The following is a 19,825-nucleotide window of genomic DNA, read 5'->3' as shown; positions in this document are numbered from 1 at the left end:
GCTCAGAACGGTGGGATGAAGGCGATCGGGAAGAGACCGAGATAGACGGTTCCTTCCTGTACATTCAGCTTCACCACGGCCCGGTCACCGCCCGTCGACAGGCCCTGAATGACCTGCGCAACCTGATTGGCTGTCTCCGCGACCTCTGGAAACGCCTCGGAAATCCGGTCGCGCCAGACCGTGATGCCGGCAATGTCGAGATCGAGCGTGCCGGAGACATAACCGTCATCCCCCACATTGAGGGGACCGGACAGCGTCGCGACATTACCGTCGCCGAGATCGAGCGACAGGCGGCGCAGCTCGACGCTTGCCCCGAGCGGCACGTCGGCCGGCGGGCCTTCGACGGAGATCCATCTAGCCGCATCCGCAATCGTCAGGTCGGCGGTGACATCGAGCGGCGGCAGCACCCGATCACCAAGGTCAAGCGAGAGCGCTTCGAACGAGGCGGCAATGTCGAGCGCTTCCCCGGACTGGCGGATATGCTTCTCGCCATGCGCCGCGGCAATGCCGATCGATAAGGCTTCCGACGGCACATTAAGCCGGCCCTTTAACCCGTCATAGGTGATCGACGCCCGGTCGAGGCCATTCGTCCAGGCGGTGGCGCTGGCGCGCAGCAGGTCCCAGTCGACGTCGAAGACGAGATCGGGTGTGACGCGCACCTGCGCCGGCCCGTCAATCTCGATGACCCCATGACCCGGCCGGTAGACCTGCGCGGCAGAGCGAATCGCTCCAACGGTCGCCGACAGGCCAGAGGGGCGATCATCGGCACCGGCCGAGTCGCAAAAGAGGCCGATGCGGAACGGAAAACCGCGGACGGATAGGTTGCTGCAGGAAACGGAATGCATGCCCTGCGCGGATGCGGCAAGCTGCTGATTGAGCGTGTCCTTCAACCAGCTTGCGGCATAGAACCATGCACCCGTATAGAGCGCGATGAAGAGAACGACGGCAATGGCGAGCCGGACGAGTTTGCGCGTGACGCCGGATGTCTCGGCGTGGCTTGACGATGCCATGTTGTTCTCCAATGGTGACGGACAGAATTTGCCGATACGGCGTCAAAGCCGGCAATTGCGGCGGCTTTTAGAGTATGTGCAGCAAAAGTGCGAAGCGGTTTTGCGTTCGCAGCTACGACAAACAAGGGATAGAGCGCTTTCTCGGTTCGGAGAAACGCGGAAGTGCTCTGGAAATGGTCCAGGTGACGGTGGATATGAACGAATTCTGGGTTTTTGGCTACGGATCGCTGATGTGGAATCCGGGCTTCGAGTTCGAGGAACAGCAGCCGGCGCACCTCTTCGGCTTCCGCCGCGCGCTCTGCGTGCGCTCCTGGGTGCATCGCGGCACGGAAGAAAAGCCGGGGCTCGTGCTCGGCCTCGATCGCGGTGGCTCCTGCCGCGGTGTCGCCTTCCGCATCGCGCCTCAAAACTATGAAGCCGTGGTCGACTATCTGCGCGAGCGGGAACTGGTCACCCATGTCTACAAGGAGCGCACGCTCTCCGCGGCACTCGGCGACGGGCGCCGTATCACGACGCTCGTCTATATCTGCGACCGGGCGCACCAGCAATTTGCCGGCTCGCTCACGGTCGAAGAGGCAGCACGGACCGTCAGCGCCTCGATCGGGAAATCCGGCCACAACATGGATTACGTGCGCAACACGCTCATCCATCTGCGCGAGATGGGCATCCGCGATCACTGGCTGGAAGATGTCGGCCGCGCCGCGGAAAACCTCTACATCGCTACGCCCGCCTGATCAGGCGGCATGCGCCTTCAGCTCCGCCAGGCGCTGCACGGCGGTCGGCGGCAGAGGCAGCTTCGGGTTCGCCGCCACCGTTTCGATCAGCAACTGGTCGCTTGCCGTTTCCATCACCTCGATGAGATGGGCTAGGAAGGCATCGGGATCCATGCCGGGCTCGATCGGCGGCAGGATGCGTACCTTGAAATGACCGGGATGGCGGATGAACTTGCGCCGCGGCCAGAACAGGCCCGGATGCATGACGACAGGCAGGACCGGCACCCCCAGATCGCGGTAAAGGCGAGCGATGCCATATTTGTATTCAGCCGGTGCGCCCGGCGGGCGGCGGGTGCCTTCCGGATAGATGATGAGCTGGCGGCCAGACTTCATCTCCGCCTTGGTTTGCTGCATGACGGCAGCCATCACCTTGCCGCGCGCATTGCGGTTGACCGGCACCATGCGCTGCTTCTTCAGGTACCAGCCAAACAGCGGGATCCAGGTAAGTTCACGCTTCAAGATATAAAGCGGATCGTCGAACCAGGGGAGCAATGCATAGGCGTCCCAGAAGGACTGATGTTTCGGCGCGACGATGTAGCTGCCTTGCGGGGCGTTCTCCAGGCCCTCGACCTCGAAGGTCGTCCCGACGATCTTGGCGAGAAGCCAGTGGTTGCTCCTCGCCCAGTTCTTCGCAACGCTATAGGCCTTCTTGCGTGGCAGCAGGAAATAGGCCGGCGTCATGATGATCATCTGTCCGATGAGGTTCAGGTAGAAGACGGCATTGAAAAGCACGGAACGGAAAACGATCATCGGGCAGCCTGTGAGCGGAACACGTCCTCTCGACCTACACGATATTCCGGAGCGGGGAAACTCCCGTTGCGGCGATCTCAGCTGCCGGAAAGACCCGACATGTCGCCGCGAAGGCCGGACCAGCTTCGCGCGCCGATGATCGCCCGGATACGCGCCAGGCTATACTTGAGATATTCCGACAGCATCGCCTTCACCACGCCGGGCTGGCGAAGCCAGTTGCCGTTCCTGAGGTCCGAATTGACGACCGGATAGGCGATGAATTCCGTCTGCGGGTCGCTGACCCTCAGTTCCAACAGGCTGCGCGGCATGTGATAATTGTTGGTGACGACGAGCACCCGGCGGAACTGGTGATCACTGATCCAGCGCGCCGTCTCGTTGGCATTGCCGATCGTGTCCACCGCCTCGTATCCCATGTCGACGCAGCATTCGAAGAGCGCCGACGAACTCTGCGTGAGCTTGCGGATCTGCGTGCCACTCGTCGTGGGGTTCACGCCGGAAATCAGCAGCCGCTGGCCGGCACCCTGCTTGAGCAGGCCGATCGCGCTGTCGATGCGCTGATAGCCGCCGGTCAGAACGACGATCGCATCGGCCTTCGGGTCCTGCGGCGCTTCCATCGAGGCCACGGTTTCGGCGAAATAGAGGAAACCGCCGGCCCCTGCTATGGCCACAATCAGGATGAGGGCCAGAACGACGCGCACGGCCAGCCGGACGGGGCCTTTGCGTCGGCGCCGCCCCTCCCCTTCCGGCCGGACGCCCTGAGGCAGATCCGGTTTTGCCCGTTCCAACGCGTTCATGATTCCGTCCATAGAATCCGATTGCGGCAGCGGCTAGTCCGTTTCGCGGCGATGGTCTGCCCCTCTTGCATCATTTTTTCCGCGTCACGTATCCGGCAGTTGGTCCGTTCGCGACGGGTCGGAGCGGATGAGGTCGATTTCGTGGATGGTCCGCATCACCGTGAAGCGGGCCGTCAGCGTCGTCAGCAGGGCGATAACGGCAATCGTCCCGGCAATGCCGAGATAACCGGTGAGCCCCATCGAAAACGTGCCGAAGAGAGCGGTCGCCTGGTCGCTCTGGGGGGTTGCGATCGAGCGCCCCTGCCAGAAGCCCGCGATCGCGAAGAACAACGCTGCCAGAAAACCGCCGGCAAACGAGCCCTTGAGGCTGATCTTCAAAAAATGCTTCTGGAACTCGGACGCGACGAAACTCGCCTCGGCGCCGACGAAATGCAGCACCTCGACAATGTGCCGGTTACCGGAAAGTGCACCGCGCGTCGCAAAAACCACCGTCAGCACCATGGCGGAGAAGACGAGCACCAGCACGCCCATGCCGATGAAGGCCGTCGTGCGCGCCATGGCGACAAGGCGATCCACCCAGGTGCGGTGGTCATCGAGGGAGGCCGTCGGGATCTTTTGCGCCAGCGCCGTGCGCATCGCCGCGAAATCCGGCGGGCTCGTCTCGTCGATGGTGACGATGACGAGGCGCGGCACCGGCAGTTCGTCGATATTCAGCCCTTCGCCGAGCCACGGCTCCAGCAGGCGGGCGGTCGCCGCCTTGTCGACGATGGTGCCGTCGCGCGTGCCGGAGAAGGTGAGCGCCAAATCGCGTGCATCCTTCAGCGCCTGCTCCATGTCGAGCGCATCGTCCGGCTTGATCTGGATGGTGATCTCGCGGGAAATCTGGCTCTGCCAGCTCGATGCCGTCGAACGCACCATGTTGACAGCGCCGAAGGTGAGGCAGGCCAGAAAGGCCATGATGGCGATGACAAGCATCAGCGCATTGCCGGAGACATTCGATGGCGGCACGATGGGGGCGGTCGGGCGCACGCGCATTTCCAGCCGGCGGGCCGGCTGAGCATCCTCCGCAGTGTCGTTCGGGGCGTCAGTCATAGATATCGAGCCGTCCCTGCGAGAGGATCATGCGCCGCGCCTGGTCCACCTGATCCATCAGCGACAGATCATGTGTGGCAATCACAACCGCCGTGCCAAGCCGGTTCAGTTCGAGGAAAAGGCTGAGCAGGCGACGCGCCATCGGCGGATCGACATTGCCCGTCGGCTCGTCGGCGAGCAGCAGTTCCGGCCGGTCGATGAGCGCGCGCGCGATTGCCGCACGTTGCTTTTCCCCGCCCGACAGCACCGCCGGCAGCACGTTGATTCGCTCGCCGAGACCAACCCATTTCAGCAGTTCGAGCACATCGGCGCGATAGCTCGATTCGTCCTTGCCGCGCACACGCAACGGCAGCGCGACGTTCTCATAGGTGGTCAAATGATCGAGCAGGCGAAAATCCTGGAAGACGATGCCGATACGCCGGCGCAGCATCGGCAGTTCGTCGCGCGGGATGGTCGAGATTTCCCGGTCGAAGGTGCGGATGATGCCGCGCGTCGGCTGCAACGACAGGAACAGCAGGCGCAGCAGCGTCGTCTTGCCGGCACCGGACGGTCCCGTCAGGAACTGGAAGGAGCGGTGCGGAATATCGAAGGTCAGGTCGCGGAGGATCTCCGGCCCCATTCCGTAGCGCAGTCCGACATTCTCGAAATGAATCAATGGCCAATCCGGTTCTAAAAACGGTCACCCTCGCCCGCATCAGCGGCACCGTAGCGGAGATCGCATAGGAAAGCGGCTCTTTCACGGTCGGGTTTCCGAAGCATTAACCAGTATGGTTTACGTTTCGTAAGGATTTCATTCAATGCCCGACTTTTCGCGGATGATTTTGCGCGGAAACCGGCCAAGCGAGGAGTTCACGATGAACGCCTTCAGAGCGAAGAAACCGGCACAAGGCCGCATTGACCTCCTGCCGCCGGAACCCAAGGCACCCGCCCAGAAGCACGGTCAACGTCCCGTCGCCCGCCTGGAAGTGGTCGATGCCGATTTCGTCGTCATTCGCAGCGGCAGCGCGCGAACCTCCAACGACAATCATCGCGCAGTTCGTCCGACACCGTCCCGCGCCGCGTCAAAGCATCTCTTCGTCCGCGCCGCCGCGGCGAGCGCGCGGCTCTGCGAGGCCGGCTTGCAGCTTCTCTCCGGCCGCGCCTTTGCCGGCCTCGTCACGGCAAGCGTCATCTTTGTCTTCGCCTATGCCGGCGGTCTCTCGGCGCTGAAGGCAGCCTTGCCGACGGCCGAGCCGACCACGCCCCTTCGTGTTGCCGACGTCGTGGCAACGGTCGAGGACCAGAACGGCATGAAGGTGCTTTCCGTCTATGGACGGATCGACAATGTCAGCAGCGGCGTCCAGTCCGTCCCGCCGCTGGACATCCTCTTCGACACTGCCGGCACGTCGCACCAGCGCCGCGTCGCCCTCGACAGCGAATCAATTGCGGCCGGCGGCAGCGAACACTTCACGCTCCGCATTCCGCATGGCGGCGGAAAAGTGCCGAAAGTCTCGGTTTCCCTGGCCGGCGAGGGTGCACCGGCCAACTGACTGTGCTAATCGGCTGCTTTGTTTCTCCGCAATTCCCGGCGCAAAACCGTTTCGCGCTTTGCTGGAATTGCCTTGACGTTACTAAGGAGCCGCCTCGCAATGCATATTGTTCGCGGAAAGAAGATCGAAACGCTCTACGATGCCGGGCAGATCGCCAAGCGCAACGAAGAGCTGGCAGCCCAGATCGCAAGCGGCCCGACGAACGATCTGCTCGTCATCGCCGTCCTCAAGGGCTCGTTCATCTTCGCCGCCGACCTGACGCGTGCATTGCATGCCGTAGGCCTCGCGCCGGAAGTCGAGTTCATCACGCTCTCAAGCTATGGCACGGGCACCGTGTCGCAGGGCGTGAAGGTCATCAAGGACATCGACAGCGACGTGCATGGTCGCGATATTCTGCTGATCGACGATATTCTCGAATCCGGCCGCACGCTCACCTTCGCCAAGGAACTGATGTACGAGCGTGGCGCCCGCAACGTCACCATCGCCGTGCTGCTCGACAAGCGCGAGAAGCGCAAGACCGATCTGGAAGCCGATTATGTCGGCTTCGAATGCCCGGATTATTTCGTCGTCGGCTACGGTATGGACGTGGCCTACGCCTTCCGCGAACTGCCCTTCGTCGGCATCGTGACGGGCGACGCGGACTGAGCAATTCCGGCAAAAGTGCTGAGCGGTTTTGCGTCCGGAATAGCGTCGCGCAAAAGTCCACCGCAGATTCCTCCACTCGCCGTTTACCGATCGACAAGGAAAGTCTGGTCTTTTCGTCTACAGACGAGGCCGGATGGACGGTCCGAAAGGGAAAATGATGGCGAAGATCCTGATCACCGAAGACGAAGATTCCCTTCGAATCTTCGTGGCGCGTGCCCTGCGGCTGGATGGCCACGAAACCGTCGAGGCGCCGGATGGTGCGGCCGGACTGGACGCCCTGACAGAGGGCGGCTTCGACCTGCTGCTTTCCGATATCCGCATGCCCGTGATGGACGGCATCGAGCTTGCCCACAAGGCATCCGCCGCCCACCCGGCACTCAAAATCCTGCTGATGACCGGTTATGCCGAGCAGCGCGAGCGCGCGGACGACCTTGCGAGCAAGATCGTCGACGTGGTGAGCAAACCCTTCAGCCTGCCGGACATTCGCCGCGCCGTGGCGCAGGCGCTCGCGGCCTGATCGCTGCTGGAAACCATTCCGGACGCGGATCGCGTCCGGTTTTCATGGAATTGCGTCACCGGATGCCGAGCAGGCGTTCCAGGTAATCCCGCTCGAAGCTCGGCGAAGAGCCGGTGCCAAGCCGGCGGCGGATTTCTTCGAGAATTTCCCGCGCCCGCTGGATATCGATCTCTTCCGGGATTTTCGTCGGTCCGCCGAAATCGGGACCTTGCCCATTGACCGGGCGTTCGCGGCCGAGCGGATCACGGCCGTTGCGGCCGGCCTGCGGCATGCCCTCACCCGGCCCCTGGCCCTGCCCCATGGCCTGCATCTGGCTCATCATGTTCTGCGCGCCCTGGCGCAGCGCTTCCAGCGCCCGGCCCTGGCTGCCGACGGCTGATTCGCCCTGGCCTTGCCCAAGTGCTTCCGAGGCACCCTTCATCTCGCGCCCGGCCTGGCCAAACCCTTCGCCAGGTTCCAGCCCCATGCCCTTCAACGCGTCCTGCACTTCACCGAGCTGCTTGCCGAGCGCATCCTGCTGCTCTTGAAGCTTCTTCAAGGCGTCGCGGAGCTGTTCGGCCGTCATCTGATCGGTCGGCTGCTGGCCGGCGCCGTTGTCGCCCGGTTGCTGTTGCTGCTCTTCGCCGTCCTCGCCCGGCATCGGGTCGCCGCGCTGCTGGCGGTCGCGCAGCGCCTGGTCGAACTGGAAGGTCTGCTCCATCAGCTTCTGCTGCTTCTGCATCAGCTCGCCGAGCTTATCCATCTGCTGGCGCATGGCATCGTTCTGCTGGCCTTGTTGCCCCTGCTGGGGACGACCGGCCTGCAGGTTGTTCATCATGCGCTGGAGTTCGGAGAGCATCTGCTGGGCCTGATCACGCGCCCCGGAGCGCGCCAGATTCTCGATCTGGTCCATCATGCGCTGCAAATCCTGCTGGCGCAGAATCTGGCCCTGCTGCTGCGCATTCTGCTGCATCTGGCCATTCTTGGCGGCCTGGCGGGCGAGCTCCTGCATATAGGCCTGCATCGCCTCGCGCAGTTCCTTCATCAGCTCGGCGATCTCCGCGTCGGAGGCATTGCGCTCCAGCGCCTCGGAAAGCGCCTTCTGCGCCTCGCGCAGCCGGCGATCGGCGAGCGACAGGTTGCCATCCTCGATGCCGAGCGCGATTTCCCAGAGATAGTCGGCGGTCTCTCGCATCTGGTCGTCCGTGCGGGCGAGCTTCATGCGCACGGCGGCCGATTGCAGCAGCAGGTAATGCGTGAGGTTCGGGATCGTCTCTTCCGGCCGGATCGTCAGCGCTTCATTGAGCGCGATCGCGTGAGGAAGTTGCCTGGCATCGAGCGCAAAGACCTGCCGTTGTTCGGCGACGGCAGAAGCGAGCGGCTCGAAGAAATTCTTCGCCGGCAGCACCATTTCGACCGGCTGGCTGCGCCCCTCCTGCCCCGCCGCATCCTTGGCGACGAGCGTGATCTTCACACGCTTGCCGGAGAGCGGATGTTCGGAGAGGTTGCGGCTCGTCGTGCCTTTGGCATCGCGCGCGCTGCGGCGCGGCAGGTCCAGCCGGTATTCCGGCAGCGGATAAAGCGGACGCGCGTCCTTCTGCTCCTCGACCGGCACGATTTCGGCACGAGCCTCCTGGAGCCCGTAATCGTCCTTGGCGATGAAGCTGATCTCCAGCGCGGAAGCCACGGTCTTCTTCGGGATACCGTCGAAGGCGATTTCAGGAACGCGGTCCGGAATGACGGAAAAAGCCCAGGTCCTGCCATCGACCGAAAGCGTGCCGTCCTTCAGGATCTTGTAGTGCATCGTCCTGGCGCCATTGATGGCCGCGACCGGCACCTTGGCCACCGCCTCCGTCTTCGCAGCCTCGGCCTTCTCGTCCTTCGGTTTTTCTTCTTCCGGACGAATGGCGATGGCGGCGGTCTCACCCGCAACCTGATAGCTCACCGGCTCGTCGCCGCTGCCGCCGGTGACGCGTACGGTCAGTTCGCTGAACTGCGGAATGCGGATGTCGCCCTTCGCGGCCTCGCTCGATTGCGCCTGGCCCGTTCCGGTGAGGAAGACGGGCGCGCGCGATGTGTGCGCCGGCGGCGTGACCCAGGCATCGATACGCACGTCCGGCGCCGTTTCGGCAGGCGCGCGGAAGGACACCACGTCTGCCAGCAGGCCGCCACGGTTGGAATAGGAGAAGGCGAAGGCGACAACGACGAGAAGAACAGGGATGGCGCGCAGCGCATGATGGTCATGGCGGGCGATATCCGGCTCCGGCGCACCAGTGCGCAGCGTGCCGATCAAACGCGCCATGCGCGCCTGATGCTCGCGCCACAGCGCGTCGGCAAAGGCATCGCCGCCCGCCGGCCTGTCGTCCTGCACGCGGATAGCCTGGTGCGTCAGCGCATTGCGCGCCTCCAGCATGCGATAGGCATTGTCGACGGAGGGCCATTCGATGCCGCGAAGGCGCAAGAGCAGACCGACGAAGCCGAGCGCGAAGGCCGCGAGCGTCGCGATATGCAGCCAGGCGGACACATGGCGGAAATAGCCGAACCATGTCAGCGCCAGAAAACCGGCGACCAGCAGCAGGATCGGCAGCAGCCTCGGCAGGAGCGCTTCCAGATAGAGAATGGCCTGGGCGGCAAGGCGTTTGGCGGCAAGCTGACGAGCCACCGGGTTCCCGGTCACTGTCTCCTTGCGCTGCCTGTCCATGTCAATCGCCATCGGGCGCCGCTCTCCGCTGCTACTGCAAGTCCAGCAAAAGCGTGAAACGATTTTGCGTCAGGAGTTGCGTAAAACACATCAATAGAGCGTTTTCGCGATTCGGAGAAAAGCGCAAATACTCTAGCTGTCACGGCTAAAAGATAACATGCTTTGTGGCGAAGACGAGGGCACGCGCAAAATCGTGATCGCGCGCGCGAACGGCATCCACGCTTTTGCGGGCCTCAGGAGAGCCAGCTTGGCAGTGAGTCGAGCCCGATCAGCTCGTCATAGGACGGCCGTGGGCGGATGACGTGGAAGTCCGCGCCGTTGACCAGAACTTCGGGGATCAGCAGGCGGCTGTTATAGGTGCCGGCCTGCACCGCGCCGTAAGCACCCGCCGAACCGACAGCGATGAGATCGCCCGGCTTCGGCTGCGCCATTTCGCGATCCTGTGCCAGGTAGTCGCCCGTCTCGCAGACGGGGCCAACGACATCCGCCCGGATGCGCGGGGCGTTTGCCGCGGAGATGACGACCGGCTGGACTTCGTGCCAGGCCTCGTAAAGCGTCGGGCGGATGAGATCGTTCATCGCCGCATCGACGATCACAAAGGTCTTCTCGCCGCCGTCCTTCACGTAGATCACCTCGGTAACGAGGATGCCGGCATTGCCGACGATCAGGCGACCGGGCTCGGTGACGATCTTGCAGTTGAGGCCCTTGAGCTGGTTCTTGACGATCTCGGCATAGGCATCCGGCAGCGGCGGCGGCGCATTGTCCGTCTTGTAGGGAATGCCGAGGCCACCACCGACATCGACGTGATCAATCGTGTGGCCATCGGCGCGCAGCGTATCGACGAGTTCGCGCAAAAGCTTGAAGGCGTCTTCAAAGGGCTGCAGCTCGGTGATCTGGCTGCCGATATGCATGTCGATGCCGGTCACCTGGATGCCGGGCAGGGTCGCGGCGCGGGCATAGACGGCGCGCGCGCGCTCCCAGGAAATGCCGAACTTGTTTTCCTTCTTGCCGGTCGAGATCTTGGCATGGGTGCGTGCGTCGACATCCGGGTTGATGCGGAAGGAGACATGCGCGACCTTGCCGGCCTTCACGGCGCGGGCATTCAGGACGTCCAGTTCCGGCTCGGATTCGACGTTGAAACAGTAGATGCCGGCCTCAAGCCCGAGATCCATCTCGCGCGGCGTCTTGCCGACGCCGGAGAACATGATGCGGGAGGCCGGAACACCGGCGGCAAGAGCGCGGCGCAGCTCGCCTTCCGAAACCACATCGATGCCGGCGCCGAGCCGGGCGAGCGTCTTCAGCACCGCCTGGTTGGAATTCGCCTTCATGGCGTAGCACACCATGGCGTCGACACCGTCGAAGGCCTTGGAGAAGACCTTGTAGTGGCGCTCCAGCGTGGCTGTCGAATAGACGTAGAACGGTGTGCCGACCGCCTTGGCGATGTCCGGAACAGGCACGTCCTCTGCGTAGAGGATGCCGTCGCGATGCTCGAAATGGTTCACGGGTATCTTCCGTCAGAGAAGGGGGTCGAGAATGAACGGCTTGTCTTCGATCTGCTCGACCTTCTTGCCGTCGATGGTCTTCACGACCGGTTTTGCGCCGCCCGGCAGGTCGAGATCGCCCTTGCGACCGCAGGCGGTGAGAACCGCCGCGGAAAGGCAGAGCACAAGAGCCAGCCTGCCGATATCGATGCGTGTCATGAAGCGTTCCCTGGAAACTCGGGTGGTCGGGTGGGCATCATCCTTAGCGAATTCGCCCGCCCTTGTGCACCCTTAATCTGCTGATGAGTCCTGCAAGCAACCTGATCAGTTCCGCTGCCGCCACCAGGCGATCTGCTTCCTGACCTCGGAGGGCGCCGTGCCACCAAAACTCTTGCGGCTGGCGACCGAGGCCTCGACCGTCAGCACGTTGAAGATGTCCGCGGTGATCGAGGCATGGATCGCCTGCAGGTCTTCCAGCGACAGTTCGGCGAGGTCGCAGCCCTTGCTCTCGGCAAGCGCCACGGCGCGGCCCGTCACATGGTGGGCGTCGCGGAAGGGAAGCCCCGCCTCGCGCACCAGCCAGTCGGCAAGGTCGGTGGCGGTGGAATAGCCGGAGCCGGCCGCCGCCTTCATCTTGTCCGTGCGGATCGTCATGTCGCGCACCATGCCGGTCATCGCGGCAATCGCCAGTTCGATGCTTTCGGCGGCGTCGAAAACCTGTTCCTTGTCTTCCTGCATGTCCTTGGAATAGGCGAGCGGCAGGCCCTTCATGACGGTGAGCAGCGCGATCAGCGAGCCGTTGATGCGGCCGGTCTTGGCGCGCACCAGCTCAGCGGCGTCGGGGTTCTTCTTCTGCGGCATGATCGAGGAGCCGGTCGAAAACGCGTCCGACAGACGGATGAAACCGAACTGCGGCGTCGACCAGATGACGATCTCTTCCGCAAGGCGCGACAGATGCACCGCGGCGATCGCGGCAATCGACAGGAACTCCAGCGCAAAATCGCGGTCCGACACGGTGTCGATCGAGTTGCGCGTCGGCTCGCGGAAACCGAGCGCCTTGGCCGTCATGTGCCGGTCGATGGCATAGCCGGTTCCAGCGAGTGCTGCGGCGCCGATCGGGCTCTCGTCGAGATGTTCGATGGCGTGGCGCACGCGCTGGCGGTCGCGGCCGAACATTTCCACATAGGCCATGCAATGGTGCCCGAAGGTCACCGGCTGCGCCGTCTGGAGATGGGTAAAGCCCGGCATGACGGTGTCGGCATGCTCTTCCGCGCGATCAAGGAAAGCGGCGATCAGGCCGGTCAGCGCCTTTTCCGTCTTCTGCAGCTCTTCCTTCACCCAGAGGCGGAAATCGAGCGCCACCTGGTCGTTGCGCGAGCGGGCGGTGTGCAGGCGCCCGGCGGCCGGGCCGATCAGCGTCGCAAGGCGGGCCTCGATGTTCATATGGATGTCTTCGAGACGGCGCGAGAACTCGAACTGGCCGCTTTCGATCTCTGACAGGATCGTGTCGAGACCGTGAACGATCTTTTCCTTATCGTCCGCCGAAATAATGCCCTGATGGGCGAGCATTTCGGCATGCGCCTTTGAGCCGCGGATGTCCTGGGCGTAAAGCTTCTTGTCGAAGCCGATGGAGGCATTTATCTCCTCCATGATCGCATCCGGTCCCGAGGCGAACCGGCCGCCCCACATCTGGTTCGAGGATTTCGTCTCGGAATTGCCGTCAGCCATGGGATGCCTATCCTGGAGAAAGAAATGACAGTGAAGAAGAAACTCGGCCTGCCCGCCACGAAGCTCATCGCCATCGCGGGACTGGCCGGACTTCTCGCCGGTGGTGCAGCGATATACGTGAAGGAAAGCCTGTCTGGCAATGGCGCGGTGGCCTCCGCCGATCCCGCCGCCTGCGCCGCCGCTGCCGAAAAAGCAGCAGCCATCACGCCCTTCTCGAAGGGCCAGGTCGCCGCCATGCGCACCGTCGACGAACATCGCCCGCTGCCCGACCTCGTCTTCGACGGACCGGACGGCAAGAAGAAAACGATCGCCGACTTCGCCGGCAAGACCCTGCTCGTCAATCTCTGGGCCACCTGGTGCGGACCCTGCCGCGAGGAAATGCCGGCACTCAACGCGCTCGAAAAGGAGCTCGGCAGCGATAAGTTCGAGGTCGTGGCGATCAACATCGACACCGGCGACGACGAGAAGCCGAAAGCCTTCCTCAACGAAACGGGTGTCAACGACCTCGGCTACTACCGCGATGCCTCGATGGGTGTCTTCAACACGCTGAAGAAGGAAGGCCTCGCCTTCGGCCTGCCCGTCACCCTGCTGATGGACGACAAGGGCTGCCTGATCTCCGCCATGAACGGCCCCGCCGCCTGGGACAGCGAGGACGCCAAGGCCTTGATCAACGCCGCGCTGGCGACACCGAAGAGCTGAACGAAGCACGCACGACGGGTAGGGTTCCCCTTACCCCGCCTCTGCTTCGCTCGGTGGCCCTCTCCCCGCGGGGAGAGGGTAACAGAGATGTTGCGGCATATCCCTTCTCCCCCACGGGGAGAAGGTGCCGGCAGGCGGATGAGGGGGCTTGTTTCCGGCGATGCCGTCAAGCCGCCGCGTAGACGCGCGGCCGGCGGATGTCGATGAAGCCTTCCTCGCCCTTGCGGTGCGGGAATTCCGGCGCCGTATCGAACTCGACGGCCTGGCCGCTGCCGGTCATTGCCAGCACGCGGCGCGAATCCGGCCGGTCGATGACGCGCAGGATACGCGCGGCAATGCCGTGGCCGTGCTCGCGCCAGCTGACATCCGCCGGGCGGAAGAGGATCTGCCCGCTGCCATCAGCCACGCCTTCGGCGTCGAAGGCAACTGCATCGACATAGGCCTTGCCGCCGCGGATATCCGCATCGAGCTTGTTGGCGTCGCCGAGAAAATTCATCACGAAGGCATCGGCGGGGTTGCGGCAGACCGCTTCCGGCGTGCCTTCCTGTACGATCTTGCCCTTGTTGAGAATGACGACGCGATCGGCGAGGTCGAGTGCCTCCTCCTGGTCGTGCGTGACGAAAAGCGTGGTGATGCCGAGCTCGTCATGGATTTTTCGAAGCCAGCGGCGCAGGTCCCGCCGGACATTCGCATCGAGTGCGCCAAAAGGTTCGTCGAGCAGCAGCACGCGTGGATCGACGGCAAGTGCGCGGGCAAGCGCCACGCGCTGGCGCTGGCCGCCGGAAATCTGGGCAGGGAAACGGTCCTTGAGACCGCTCAGCTGTACGAGGTCGAGCAGTTCCTTGACCCGCTCGGCAATCGCCTGCGGCGAGCGCTTCACCTTGGAAACCTTCATGCCGAAGGCGATGTTCTCGCCCACCGTCATGTGTGGGAACAGCGCGTAATGCTGGAAGACGAAGCCGACGCCACGATCGCGCACCGGAATATCCGTCGCGTTCTCGTCGCCGAAATAGATCGCGCCGGCATCGGCATATTCGAGGCCTGCGACCATGCGCAGGATCGTCGTCTTGCCAGAGCCGGACGGGCCGAGCAGCGCCACCAGCTCGCCGCTGCCGATATCGAGGGAAACGCCGTGCACCGCACGAAACGTCTCGAACTCCTTGACCACATTGTCGAGGCGGATCTTCAAGGCTTGACCTCCGGAATGATGCTGTCGGCGCCGGCAAGGGCTGCGGGACGCTGGACGCGCCCTGCGCCCTGCCGCTCCAGCGCCACCTTGACGACGAGCGTCACGATGGCGAGGCAGGCGAGAATGGATGCGGCGGCGAAGGAGCCGGCCGCGTTATAGTCGTGATAAAGCAGTTCGATATGCAGCGGCAGCGTGTTGGTCTGGCCGCGGATGTTGCCCGAGACGACGGAGACTGCGCCGAACTCGCCCATGACGCGCGAATTGCAGAGCACGACGCCATAGAGCAGCGCCCATTTGATATTGGGCAAGGTGACGGAGAAGAAGGTCCGCCAGCCGCTCGCCCCGAGCGATGTCGCCGCCTCTTCCAGATCGCGCCCCTGCGCCTGCATCAGTGGAATCAGCTCGCGCGCCACGAAGGGTGCCGTCACGAACATGCTGGCGAGCACGATGCCGGGCAGCGCGAAGAGAATTTTTATCTCCATCGATTGCAGCACCGGGCCGAACAGGCCCTGCAAGCCGTAGACGAAGAGATAGGCCACGCCCGCGACGATCGGCGAAACCGAGAAGGGCAGCTCGATAATGACGGTCAAAAGCCGCTTGCCACGGAAATCGTGTTTGGTGATCGCCCAGGCAGCCGCAACGCCGAACGCCGTGTTGATCGGCACGGCGATAAGCGCGGTGATGACTGTCAGCAAGATGGCGTGGCGCGTATCCGGGTCGACGATCGACTCGGCAAAATAGACCACGCCACTCGAAAACGCCTCGACGGCGATGACAACAAGCGGTGCCACGATCATCAGTCCGACAAGCACGAGCACGATGCCGAGCAGGCTTCGGCGGAAGACCGGATTGTCGCCGACACGCGGCGGCTTGCCTTTTCTGTTGTGCACCATGGTCAGCCCCGCACCGTGTAGCGCAGGGCACGGGCCTGCATCAGGTTGGTGATGGCGAGCATCACGAAAGCCGTCAGCAGCATGACGGAGGCAATCGCGGCAGAGGCCGGATAGTCGTACTCCTCAAGCCGGATGAAGGCGAGCAGCGCCGTGATCTCCGTCGAGAACGGCTGGTTGCCGGCGATGAAGATGATGGCGCCGAACTCGCCGAGGCTGCGCGCGAAGGAGAGCGACACGCCGGCCAGCAGCGCCGGTGTCAAGAGCGGCAGGATGACGCCGACGAAGATCGAGAGGTCACTGGCGCCCAGCGTCTGCCCCGCCTCCTCCAGCGCCGGATCCAGCTCCTCCAGCACAGGCTGCACGGTGCGCACGATGAAGGGAATGCTGGTAAAGCTCATCGCGACGATGATGCCGAGCGGCGTATAGGCGACCTTGATGCCGAGAAGCGACAGCGGTGCGCCGAACCAACCGTTGGTGGCCAACAGCGTGGTGAGCGCAATGCCCGCAACCGCCGTCGGCAGCGCGAAGGGCAGGTCGACCAGCGCATCGATGAGCCGCCGGCCCGGGAAGCGATAGCGCACCAGAACCCAGGCAAGCGCCATGCCGAAGATGAGGTTGAAGACCGTTGCGGCGAGCGCGCAGAGCACCGTCACGCGGTAGCTGGCGAAGGCACGATCCGACGAAATGATGCGCCAATAGTCCGCCGGCCCGAGGCTCGCCGCCTTGAAGACGAGCGCGGCCAGCGGCAGCACCACGATGATGGCCACATAGACAAGGGTGATGCCGAGCGCGAGCGGCAATCCGGGCAGTACACGCCGTCTCAAAGCGCGCGTCCTTTCTCAAGCAATTCCAGGAAAAGGGCATGGCGTTTCCGTCCGGAATACGTCGCACTTTTCATGCCGACAACCGGCGAGCTCCATGCCCGCCGGTTGTCGGAAAAACAATGGTTTTGGACGATCAGCGGCTGCCGTAGATCTTGTCCAGCGTACCGCCTTCGGCAAAATGCTCCTCGGAAATCTTCTTCCAGCCGCCGAAGACGTCATCGACATTCACGAGGCGGATTTCCGGGAACTTGTCCTTGAACTCGGCGGCGACCTTTTCGTCATGGACGCGGTGACCGAATTCAGCGGCGATCTTCTGGCCTTCCGGCGCGTAGAGGAAGTCGAGATAGGATTTCGCGAGATCCCGGCTGCCCTTGGCTTCCGCGACCTTGTCGACGATGGCGACCGGGAACTCGGCCAGTAGCGAAACGGACGGCACGACGCTCTGGAACTTGTCTTCGCCGTACTGCTTGGCAATACCCTTGGTCTCGGCTTCGAACGTCACGATCACATCGCCGATCTCGCGCTCGACGAAGGTCGTCGTCGCTGCGCGGCCGCCCGTGTCGAAGACCGGCACGTTGTCAAAAATCTTGGTGACGAATTCCTCGACCTTGGCCGGATCGTCCTTGAACGCTTCCTTGGCGTAAGCGGTTGCGGCGAGATAGGTGTAGCGCGCATTGCCCGAGGTCTTCGGGTTCGGGAAGATGACCTTCACGTCGTCGCGGGCAAGGTCTGCCCAGTCCTTGATGTTCTTCGGGTTGCCGGCACGCACCAGGAAGGACGGAAAGGAGTAGAAGGGCGAGGCATTGTTCGGGAATTTCTGCTGCCAGCCTTCTGCGACAAAACCGTTCTTCACGAGGAAGTCGATGTCCGTCACCTGGTTGAAGGTCACGACGTCGGCTTCAAGGCCTTCAACGATGGCCCGCGCCTGCTTGGAGGTGCCGCCATGCGACTGGTCGATGGTGACGCCCGGATGCGCCTTCACGAAGGCTTCGTTCTCGGCGGCGAAAAGCTCGCGCGCCACATCATAGGAGGCGTTGAGCAGCTTGTCGGCGGCATGCGCGGAGAACGGAGCGGCGAGGCCGAGAAGGGCCACGCCGAGAAGGAGCAAACGTTTCATCTGAAAAACCCCGAATGGAAATTGAATTCGGGCAGACAATAACGGGCTGAGGCTTGTGATCCGAGGAATCACCTGCCGCGGCTTCTACGGCAGGTGAAACAATTTTCCCTGAAAGGGACGGTGCGGGGAATCTCCGGCCAGACCGTCAGCGGGTGGGAACCGGGACCTCGCCGCGATAGTCGTAGAAGCCACGGCCGGACTTGCGCCCAAGCCAGCCGGCTTCGACATATTTCACCAGCAGCGGGCACGGGCGATACTTGGAATCGGCGAGCCCGTCATGCAGCACCTGCATGATCGAGAGGCAGGTATCGAGGCCGATGAAGTCGGCAAGCTGGAGCGGACCCATCGGATGGTTGGCGCCGAGCCGCATCGCCGTATCGATGGCATCCACCGAACCGACGCCCTCATAAAGCGTGTAGATCGCCTCGTTGATCATCGGCAGCAGGATGCGGTTGACGATGAAGGCCGGGAAATCCTCGGCAACCGTAATCGTCTTGTCGAGCGAGGCGACGAATGCCTTGGCCGCGGCAAACGTACCTTCTTCGGTGGCAATGCCGCGCACGAGTTCGACAAGCTTCATGACCGGCACCGGGTTCATGAAGTGGATGCCCATGAAACGCTCCGGCCGGTCGGTGGCGGATGCGAGACGCGTAATCGAGAACGACGATGTGTTGGTGGCAAGGATCGCTTCCGGCTTCAGCACGGAACAGACGAGGCCATAGATCTTGCGCTTGACGGTCTCGTCTTCGGTCGCCGCCTCGATGACGAGATCGGCATCGGAGAGATCGTTGACGTCGGCCGAGCCCTTGATGAGCGCGATCGCCTTCTTGCGCTCGTCCTCGGTCATCTTGCCGGAGGAAACCAGGCGAGCGAAATTGCCGTTGATCGTTGCAAGGCCGGTTTCGACCCGCTCGGGCGACAGGTCGTAGATATGGACCTTGTAGCCGGCGACGGCCGCGACATGCGCGATTCCGCACCCCATCTGGCCTGCGCCCACAATACCGACGTTCTTGATCATAGCGCCAACCGCCCCGTCATCTCATTCCGCGCCCCGATGGCGCAAAAAAACACCGGGCCGGTCGAGCCGGCCCGGTGAAGTGATAAAGCGCCGCGACGCATTTTTCCAGTGAAATCCTCGTCGCAAAGCCCGACCTTCGTCGGCTTAGAGCGCCTTCTGGAGTTCCGGCAGCGCCTCGAAGAGATCGGCGACGAGGCCATAGTCGGCAACCTGGAAGATCGGTGCCTCCTCGTCCTTGTTGATCGCAACGATCACCTTCGAGTCCTTCATGCCGGCGAGATGCTGGATGGCGCCCGAGATGCCGCAGGCGATGTAGAGCTGCGGGGCAACAACCTTGCCCGTCTGCCCGACCTGCCAGTCGTTGGGCGCGTAGCCCGCATCGACGGCAGCGCGCGATGCGCCGACGGCTGCACCGAGCTTGTCGGCGACAGGCAGGATCACCTCCTGGAACTTTTCAGACGAGCCCAGTGCACGGCCGCCCGAGATGATGATCCTGGCAGACGTCAATTCCGGACGGTCGGAGGACGACAACGCATCCCTGACGTGGCTGGAAAGACCGGGGTTCGCTACGGCCGAGATGCTCTCGATCGCCGCGCTGCCGCCTTCGGGGGCTGCCGCGAAGGATGCGGTGCGAACGGTGATCACCTTCTTGGTGTCGGTGGACTGCACCGTCTGGATGGCATTGCCCGCATAGATCGGACGCTTGAACGTATCGGCAGAGACGACCTCGGTGATTTCCGAGACCTGCGCGACGTCGAGAAGCGCTGCCACGCGCGGCAGAACGTTCTTGCCGACCGAGGTCGCGGCCGAAACGATAGCATCGTAGGAGCCGGCAAGCGACACGATGAGCGCTGCGAGCGGTTCCGCCAGATCGTTGGCAAGGCTGGCATCCTCGGCGACGAGCACCTTTGAGACGCCGGAGAGTTTTGCCGCCTGCTCGGCCGCAGCCTTGGCGCCGGCACCAGCGACGAGCACATGCACGTCGGAGCCGATTTTCGATGCCGCAGTCAGCGCCTTCGCCGTCTGGTCGGAAAGGTGTGCGTTGTCGTGATCTGCCAGAAGAAGAATGGCCATGGTTCTAGTTCT

The 19,825-nt window shown here is 63.2% G+C and carries 20 protein-coding genes; 5 read left to right on the top strand and 15 right to left on the bottom strand.

What is annotated here, in order from left to right; all coding sequences use genetic code 11:
• Nucleotides 1-2: 2 nt before the first annotated feature.
• Nucleotides 3-1,010, bottom strand: a complete 1,008-nt coding sequence (locus ACT6VE_RS15835; RefSeq protein WP_444799505.1) for a DUF2125 domain-containing protein — start codon at nucleotides 1,008-1,010, stop codon at nucleotides 3-5.
• A 182-nt stretch (nucleotides 1,011-1,192) separates the two neighbouring features.
• Here ACT6VE_RS15835 and ACT6VE_RS15830 point away from each other — a divergent pair, with 182 nt between their 5' ends.
• A complete protein-coding gene (locus tag ACT6VE_RS15830) occupies nucleotides 1,193-1,744 on the top strand; it encodes a gamma-glutamylcyclotransferase (protein WP_444799504.1) in 552 nt (183 codons plus the stop codon).
• On the opposite strand, the gene ACT6VE_RS15825 is transcribed toward ACT6VE_RS15830, so the two are convergent.
• The 4 genes from ACT6VE_RS15825 to ftsE all read right to left on the bottom strand — a co-directional run bounded on the left by ACT6VE_RS15825 (nucleotide 1,745) and on the right by ftsE (nucleotide 5,074).
• Nucleotides 1,745-2,533: a lysophospholipid acyltransferase family protein gene (locus ACT6VE_RS15825; RefSeq protein WP_444799503.1), complete on the bottom strand. Its 789-nt coding sequence runs from the start codon at nucleotides 2,531-2,533 to the stop codon at nucleotides 1,745-1,747.
• Between the two features lie 77 nt (nucleotides 2,534-2,610).
• Nucleotides 2,611-3,327 carry a YdcF family protein gene (locus ACT6VE_RS15820; RefSeq protein WP_444799502.1) on the bottom strand — a complete coding sequence of 239 codons (717 nt, stop codon included), beginning with the start codon at nucleotides 3,325-3,327 and terminating at the stop codon, nucleotides 2,611-2,613.
• Nucleotides 3,328-3,411: 84 nt separating this feature from the next.
• Nucleotides 3,412-4,419 (bottom strand): cell division protein FtsX, encoded by a 1,008-nt coding sequence (locus tag ACT6VE_RS15815; RefSeq protein ID WP_444799501.1) that lies wholly within the window; start codon nucleotides 4,417-4,419, stop codon nucleotides 3,412-3,414.
• Nucleotides 4,412-5,074: a cell division ATP-binding protein FtsE gene (ftsE, locus tag ACT6VE_RS15810; protein WP_083242940.1), complete on the bottom strand. Its 663-nt coding sequence runs from the start codon at nucleotides 5,072-5,074 to the stop codon at nucleotides 4,412-4,414. The genes ACT6VE_RS15815 and ftsE overlap by 8 nt, the downstream gene beginning before the upstream one ends.
• A gap of 199 nt (nucleotides 5,075-5,273) precedes the next feature.
• Here ftsE and ACT6VE_RS15805 point away from each other — a divergent pair, with 199 nt between their 5' ends.
• The 3 genes from ACT6VE_RS15805 (at nucleotide 5,274) to ACT6VE_RS15795 (ending at nucleotide 7,110) form a co-directional block, all read left to right on the top strand.
• Nucleotides 5,274-5,948, top strand: coding sequence for a hypothetical protein (locus tag ACT6VE_RS15805; protein WP_444799500.1), 675 nt, complete (start codon nucleotides 5,274-5,276; stop codon nucleotides 5,946-5,948).
• A 99-nt stretch (nucleotides 5,949-6,047) separates the two neighbouring features.
• Entirely contained in the window at nucleotides 6,048-6,593 is a 546-nt protein-coding gene (gene hpt, locus ACT6VE_RS15800; RefSeq protein WP_444799499.1) for a hypoxanthine phosphoribosyltransferase, read from the top strand.
• A gap of 157 nt (nucleotides 6,594-6,750) precedes the next feature.
• Nucleotides 6,751-7,110 carry a response regulator gene (locus ACT6VE_RS15795; protein ID WP_069060827.1) on the top strand — a complete coding sequence of 120 codons (360 nt, stop codon included), beginning with the start codon at nucleotides 6,751-6,753 and terminating at the stop codon, nucleotides 7,108-7,110.
• 55 nt (nucleotides 7,111-7,165) lie between these two features.
• Here ACT6VE_RS15795 and ACT6VE_RS15790 read toward each other — a convergent pair whose 3' ends face one another.
• The 4 genes from ACT6VE_RS15790 to argH all read right to left on the bottom strand — a co-directional run bounded on the left by ACT6VE_RS15790 (nucleotide 7,166) and on the right by argH (nucleotide 12,999).
• Nucleotides 7,166-9,790, bottom strand: coding sequence for a TIGR02302 family protein (locus tag ACT6VE_RS15790; RefSeq protein WP_444799573.1), 2,625 nt, complete (start codon nucleotides 9,788-9,790; stop codon nucleotides 7,166-7,168).
• A gap of 233 nt (nucleotides 9,791-10,023) precedes the next feature.
• Nucleotides 10,024-11,292: a diaminopimelate decarboxylase gene (lysA, locus tag ACT6VE_RS15785; protein ID WP_444799498.1), complete on the bottom strand. Its 1,269-nt coding sequence runs from the start codon at nucleotides 11,290-11,292 to the stop codon at nucleotides 10,024-10,026.
• 12 nt (nucleotides 11,293-11,304) lie between these two features.
• Nucleotides 11,305-11,490, bottom strand: coding sequence for an LPS translocon maturation chaperone LptM (lptM, locus tag ACT6VE_RS15780; RefSeq protein ID WP_444799497.1), 186 nt, complete (start codon nucleotides 11,488-11,490; stop codon nucleotides 11,305-11,307).
• Between the two features lie 105 nt (nucleotides 11,491-11,595).
• Nucleotides 11,596-12,999, bottom strand: a complete 1,404-nt coding sequence (gene argH / locus ACT6VE_RS15775) for an argininosuccinate lyase (RefSeq protein WP_444799496.1) — start codon at nucleotides 12,997-12,999, stop codon at nucleotides 11,596-11,598.
• A 24-nt stretch (nucleotides 13,000-13,023) separates the two neighbouring features.
• On the opposite strand from argH, the gene tlpA reads away from it, so the two are divergent.
• On the top strand, nucleotides 13,024-13,698 hold the full coding sequence (gene tlpA / locus ACT6VE_RS15770) for a thiol:disulfide interchange protein TlpA (protein WP_444799495.1): 675 nt from the start codon (nucleotides 13,024-13,026) through the stop codon (nucleotides 13,696-13,698).
• Nucleotides 13,699-13,864: 166 nt separating this feature from the next.
• Here the strand turns inward: tlpA and ACT6VE_RS15765 are convergent, their stop codons facing one another.
• The 6 genes from ACT6VE_RS15765 to ACT6VE_RS15740 all read right to left on the bottom strand — a co-directional run bounded on the left by ACT6VE_RS15765 (nucleotide 13,865) and on the right by ACT6VE_RS15740 (nucleotide 19,813).
• Nucleotides 13,865-14,887: a sulfate/molybdate ABC transporter ATP-binding protein gene (locus tag ACT6VE_RS15765; protein ID WP_444799494.1), complete on the bottom strand. Its 1,023-nt coding sequence runs from the start codon at nucleotides 14,885-14,887 to the stop codon at nucleotides 13,865-13,867.
• Complete coding sequence (gene cysW / locus ACT6VE_RS15760) at nucleotides 14,884-15,780, bottom strand: sulfate ABC transporter permease subunit CysW (RefSeq protein WP_444799493.1); 897 nt, start codon at nucleotides 15,778-15,780, stop codon at nucleotides 14,884-14,886. The genes ACT6VE_RS15765 and cysW overlap by 4 nt, the downstream gene beginning before the upstream one ends.
• A gap of 2 nt (nucleotides 15,781-15,782) precedes the next feature.
• Nucleotides 15,783-16,604 carry a sulfate ABC transporter permease subunit CysT gene (gene cysT / locus ACT6VE_RS15755; protein WP_444799492.1) on the bottom strand — a complete coding sequence of 274 codons (822 nt, stop codon included), beginning with the start codon at nucleotides 16,602-16,604 and terminating at the stop codon, nucleotides 15,783-15,785.
• Nucleotides 16,605-16,737: 133 nt separating this feature from the next.
• A complete protein-coding gene (gene cysP, locus ACT6VE_RS15750; RefSeq protein ID WP_444799491.1) occupies nucleotides 16,738-17,721 on the bottom strand; it encodes a thiosulfate ABC transporter substrate-binding protein CysP in 984 nt (327 codons plus the stop codon).
• A 145-nt stretch (nucleotides 17,722-17,866) separates the two neighbouring features.
• On the bottom strand, nucleotides 17,867-18,739 hold the full coding sequence (locus ACT6VE_RS15745) for a 3-hydroxybutyryl-CoA dehydrogenase (RefSeq protein WP_444799490.1): 873 nt from the start codon (nucleotides 18,737-18,739) through the stop codon (nucleotides 17,867-17,869).
• A gap of 144 nt (nucleotides 18,740-18,883) precedes the next feature.
• Complete coding sequence (locus ACT6VE_RS15740; RefSeq protein ID WP_444799489.1) at nucleotides 18,884-19,813, bottom strand: electron transfer flavoprotein subunit alpha/FixB family protein; 930 nt, start codon at nucleotides 19,811-19,813, stop codon at nucleotides 18,884-18,886.
• Between the last annotated feature and the right edge of the window lie 12 nt (nucleotides 19,814-19,825).

The sequence above is a fragment of the Shinella sp. genome (assembly GCF_052438155.1).
Taxonomy (GTDB): Bacteria; Pseudomonadota; Alphaproteobacteria; order Rhizobiales; family Rhizobiaceae; genus Shinella.
The sequence above is the reverse complement of the archived record's forward strand: the minus strand, read 5'-3'. Positions and strand labels throughout refer to the sequence as shown.